4 protein-coding genes are annotated in these 5,453 nt (G+C 35.3%); all 4 read right to left on the reverse strand.

Translation table 11 applies throughout. The features are described 5' to 3' along the window. Nucleotides 1-326 precede the first annotated feature (326 nt). Complete coding sequence (locus CER18_RS09330) at nucleotides 327-1,106, reverse strand: hypothetical protein (protein WP_100129703.1); 780 nt, start codon at nucleotides 1,104-1,106, stop codon at nucleotides 327-329. Nucleotides 1,107-1,211: 105 nt separating this feature from the next. Continuing rightward, nucleotides 1,212-1,790, reverse strand: a complete 579-nt coding sequence (locus CER18_RS09335; RefSeq protein WP_100129704.1) for a hypothetical protein — start codon at nucleotides 1,788-1,790, stop codon at nucleotides 1,212-1,214. A gap of 80 nt (nucleotides 1,791-1,870) precedes the next feature. Then, nucleotides 1,871-2,644 (reverse strand): hypothetical protein, encoded by a 774-nt coding sequence (locus tag CER18_RS09340; protein ID WP_100129705.1) that lies wholly within the window; start codon nucleotides 2,642-2,644, stop codon nucleotides 1,871-1,873. 88 nt (nucleotides 2,645-2,732) lie between these two features. Beyond that, the gene (locus tag CER18_RS09345) at nucleotides 2,733-3,557 is read right to left on the reverse strand and encodes a hypothetical protein (RefSeq protein ID WP_100129706.1); all 825 of its coding nucleotides are present in this window, start codon (nucleotides 3,555-3,557) and stop codon (nucleotides 2,733-2,735) included. Nucleotides 3,558-5,453 lie beyond the last annotated feature (1,896 nt).

Consider the following 5,453-nt stretch of genomic DNA (forward strand, 5'->3'; position numbering starts at 1 on the left):
AATGTTTTAAAGAAGCATCTTGATTATGGGCTTTGTTTTAAATGCATCTCTTTAAGATAAAGACATTCTCATTCAAAAGAGTGATTAAAGATCATATGCATAATTTACGTTCCTTTTGATAAGTTTTCATATTTTTAATAGAGCACTTGTAATATGATACATTTTGTATATACGCATTCATTACTCCATTGTAATTGTAGGTGGTTATTTTAATCATAAGAATCATTCTTAGAAAGCCGCGTCATATCATTTGGCACGGCTTTTTTTTGCATTCTCTCTTTTATGATGGGTTTATAACCATCAAGAAGGCGCTCCCATACCTATTTTTATTCTGTTTTATCAATAATCTTAACGACATTATCGCTTTGATAAACCTCACAATTTTTTGGAACCAACTTTGCTTTGCTTTTTGTATTGATTGTTGCATTTCCATAAGCACGCCCCCAGATCGTTGCACAATGTGAGATTTTTGCATTGCCATAGACAGATCCATAAACCTCACAAGAGCCCCCCACGCGCGCATTGCCATAGACCTTGCCATAAATCTTTGCACGACCATTAATCACAGCATAATTATAAATTTTGGCATGGCTATAAATGCAAGCAGAGCCACAAACCCTAGCATGACCATAGACGCGTGCATAACTAAAAACCGTAGCATCATAAGAAATATGCGCATGGTCATAAATATGAGCATCAGCAAGAACGCGGGCAGCACCACTCACATGAGCATTGCCATAAACATTGCCATACACATGAGCACTCCCATAAACACAAGCCTGATCATAAATCTTTGCATATTGAGAGATAAAAGCCTTGCTATAGACCTCAGCATTGCCATAGACGAGACCACAGACTTGAGAATAATGCCGTATTTTTGCATCATCATAAACACGGGCATGACCATAGACACAAGCATCATCATAGACCCAGCAATTGCCATCATGGGAGAGGTTGACTTCCTTTTCGATAAAACCGCCTAAAGCACCCGCTTTTATATCATCAAAATCTCTTAAAGCCCGAATGCGATAAAGGCTTGTGATATTTCGCGTAAGAGCATGTTTGATTTTTTTTATTTCACTGGTTAATTCGTATTTTTTGCACATAGGAGTACCCTCACAATCTAATGTGATAAACAGTTGATAAAATTTGAAATGGAAAATTGGATTGGAAAGCAGGCGCCCCCGCCGCGCCCGCCGCTGCTTTATTGATTAAACCCAGACAATTTCTAACTCGCCATAAGGAGAGAGACGTTCAGTATAGGTTTTAATTTTAGTAGAGCCGCCGACATTTTCACGAATAACAGCAATGCCATGGATATGAGCATTTTCAAAAACATGCACGTCATTTGCTATACGCGCGTTTTCATAAACCCTAGCATTGTCATAAACATAGGCATTATCATAAATAATAGCCTTGCCATACACATGAGCATTGCCATAGACATGGGAATTATCAGAAACAACGGCATTGCCATAAACATGCGCATTATCATAAATATAGCCAGCAGCGATAGCATTATCATAAACGCGGGCATGACCATAGATATGACCACAAGCGACAGCCTTGCCAAAAACCCTTGCGTTTTCATAAACGTGACCATTTTTAAATACAATGGCATCATCATAGACCCAGCAATTGCCATCATGAGAGAGGTTATCTTCCTTTTCGATAAAGCCCCCCAAGGCACCAGCTTTAACATCAGAAAAGTCTTTTAATGCTTGGATACGATAAAGGGTATGATTACCAAATACACGCGTTTCATTTGTGAGTGCAAACTTTTTTTGCATAACACACTTCCTTTATAAAGAGATTTAAATTTTAAAATGAAATGTTTAAAAGGGGCGCCCCCGCCGCGCCCGCGCATTATTTACGCAGCGTCTTTTATAGACTGATTATCATCACAGATATCATTCGTAATTTTTTCACGGCTATTAACCACGGCATTACCATAGATTTGTACATCATGATCAATATTGGATTTACCATAGACCTTTGCATTTTCATAAATTCTTGCAAAGGACCCCACCCGATCCGAGCCAGAAACCTTTGCATCATCAAAAATACTTGCAAAACTCTTAATCCAAGCATTACAAAAGACATGGGCATTGCCATAAATACACGCCCCCCCATAAATGCGTGATTTACCATAAACATGGGAATTCCCATAAACAAAGCCACTCACATGAGCATTTTCATATACACGGGCATTATCATAAATATGTGCACTAGGAGAAACATTAGCATTATCACAAACCATGGCATTGCCATAAACTAGACCACAGATCCTAGCATTGTTACTAATTTTTGCATTGTCATAAATGCTAGCATCATGACCGAATACCCATGCCTTATCACAAACCACAGCATTCCCATAAACTTTAGACCCCCTAGCAATAATGGCATCATGATGTATTTTTGCATTATCAGAAACGATGGCATTGCAAAAAACGGCAGCATTATCATAAACCCAGCAATTCCCATCATGAGAGAGATTGCTTTCATTTTCAATAAAACCACCTAATGCCCCCGCCTTAACATCATCAAAATCTCTTAAAGCACGAATGCGGTGTATAGTAATCCCTTCAAAAGTATGATTTTCATTAGTTAATTCATATTTTTTAGATACAGTTATAGTGGACATAGGTAACTCCCTAAGTTTATATTTGATAAATTTTAGAATGAGATTTTTAAAGAGGGGCGCCCCCGCCGCGCCCGCGCCATTATGTTATTTACGCAGCGTTATTTATATCCTGATCAACACCACAGACATCTTCAGAAAATTTCTTATTTTCTTTAAGCACAGCATTGCCATAAATCGTTGTAAATTGGCAAATTTGTGCCTTGCCACTCACATGAGCATTATCATGAATGTTTGCACAGGGACCAACACGCGCCGAGCCAGAAACCTTAGCATTGTCATAAATATTGCTACCGCCATAAACTATAGCCTTATCAAAAACATGAGCATTGCCATAAGCTTTTGACCACGCAGCAAGGCGTGATTTTCCATAGACATGGGCATCATTAAACACAAGCCCACTCACTTGAGCATTTTCATAAACGCGGGCGTTATCGTGAATAAGAGCCCCCTCTGTAATAACGGCATTATCACTCACAACGGCATTGCCAAAAACATAGCCTCCAATTTTTGCATTGCCATTAATGACCGCATTGTCATAAACATGTGCTTTATTACTCAAAACCCATGCCTTATCACTAATCACGGCATTGCCATAAACCCTAGCATAATTCACAACACAAGCATTATTGCGTATTTTTGCATTTTCGGAAACGCTTGCTTGGATAACCATAGCATCATCATAAACCCAACAATTGCCTTTATGAGACAGATCACTCTCATCTTTAATAAAGCCCCCCAATTGACCAGCCTTAACATCATCAAAATCTTTTAAAGCACGTATGCGGTGTAAAGTAACACCGTTAACAACACGGGTTTCATTAGTAAGTTCATATTTTTTTGCAGGCTCTTGTTTATTAACAGATGCGGTTTCATTTGCAATGTTAGAGGAAATTGTATTTTGGGAATTTTTCATTTTAAATTCTTTCTAATCAAAATTGTTTTGAAATTGACACCCTATAAAGGGCGTCGGGCGTTCAAAACACGGTGATTAGTCCGTTGTTACGCTTTTCCCATAGGGGTATTTTATGGCGTAACTACACCCGACAAAACTCTCATATACTAACAAAAGCATAAAAGAAAGTCAGTATTTTAAAAGGCATGGGAGAGGCTGTTTCGTAACCTATCCGCTAATCACAAGTGTTTTGATCACTTGATTATTTATATAACAAAATACGTATTTATTGTCAATTAATATTTTATCTTTTTTGATATTTTTTTGTATTTTTTAAATTGCATTATATATTAATGTTATCATGTGCTTATGAATTGCTTCTTTTATATTTATATATGTTTAAATCTATATTATGGGCTTTCTTAAACGATTGCGTTATGTTTTGAATCTATACATTTATAATATTTAGAAACGCTCTCATAATGCGTTTTTTTAACTTTATAGCCTATCAATTTTTTCACTAAATGAATTTAAATTTTTTTGTGAATTTTGTTTATAACGCATTTATCATTTGCACTATCTTAATAGGCACCGCGCTCTTATAACCAACCCTTTCATTTGCATTATGAATATAAGACCTTGCTGTTTTTACGCATTCTTTATAACTGTTATGTTCTTTATAGCCATGGCATCATTTTTCATTTTCATAAGAGAAACGATAAATAGGATATAGGATAATTACGATTTATAGACTGTTATGAAAATATCTAAAGAGAGATTGATAATTATAGAGATTAGAAAAATCCCTTTTAATAGGCTTTTGACAGTGTTGTCAGTTTTGTCAGTCCTTTTTAGACCCTCTATTATTCTTTTTAAATGCGTAAAAACTAAAAACATTATATATCAATAGGTTAATGTCTTTAAAACACAACCCATATCAAGAATACAATCTTTAAAGATAATCAATGATGTGAGTTGATTAAAACTTGTCAGTTATGTGTCAGTAAATTGAACCGACAAAAGTGAGTGATTAAAGCGTGTCTTATGAAAAGCGTATGAAAGTAAAAACTGATTACGTTATCAAAATCCTTTTTATGAATTTTGTCAGTTCTTTTGAATGATAACCTTATGATTTAGAGAATTGATTACAACGTGCTTTTATGAAAGCATGTGACCCTTTAAAACCTTTCAAAAGATAGCTTATAACTCATAAGAGATGCTATCAAGATCATTATGGTTATGAGTTTTGACGGGGTTTTGAGTTTTGAGGGTTGCTGCTATTATGTAAAAAAACGATAAAAAGTAAAAACATTATATTTCAATGTGTTAAGATTTTATAGACCTTAAAAAACAACCCATATTGATAACACAACCTCTAAATTCAACCAATAATATACGTTTTGAGGGGGGGTTGACGGTTTTTACACCTTCAAAACCTATAAGCAAAATGAATATATATAACTCTCTTTAAACAAAGCTTTTGAGAACAATAAAGCACTCATTTTAGATTACAGTATAATCTCTTAAAGGCAATGTAAAAAAATCTAATTCACTTTAAGATGGGATTTCTTAAAAGTCTTAAAGCAATCCAAAGTACAGTGTTTAAAAATGCAAGCTTTATCTTTTAGAATAATGCATATTAGGATTGTATCTAATCAACCTAACAAGAGAGGTATAGATTATGGTTATAAGCTCTATACCCCTTATGCGTTTATCATACCCATTATGTGAGCATGCTTTATAAGTTATTCAGTTTCTCTTAATACCAAATTTGGTAAGTTTTTAACGATTTTCATTGTTTCTAAGCTTACGGTAATAACCCTTTGAAACAATTCCAATGGATAAGCAGGGTTGCCAACGGTTTCAACAGCATAGCGATTGGCATCATTGACAATACCACTCTTTTTATCAGTCTTT

This window comes from Bartonella tribocorum, assembly GCF_002777915.1.
Taxonomy (GTDB): domain Bacteria; phylum Pseudomonadota; class Alphaproteobacteria; order Rhizobiales; family Rhizobiaceae; genus Bartonella; species Bartonella tribocorum_A.

Excerpts from the sequence above, each read along its gene's own strand:
- CER18_RS09330 (WP_100129703.1), bottom strand. The coding sequence starts at position 1,106 with ATGTGCAAAAAATACGAATTAACCAGTGAAATAAAAAAAATCAAACAT.
- CER18_RS09335 (WP_100129704.1), bottom strand. The coding sequence starts at position 1,790 with ATGCAAAAAAAGTTTGCACTCACAAATGAAACGCGTGTATTTGGTAAT.
- CER18_RS09340 (WP_100129705.1), bottom strand. The coding sequence starts at position 2,644 with ATGTCCACTATAACTGTATCTAAAAAATATGAATTAACTAATGAAAAT.
- CER18_RS09345 (WP_100129706.1), bottom strand. The coding sequence starts at position 3,557 with ATGAAAAATTCCCAAAATACAATTTCCTCTAACATTGCAAATGAAACC.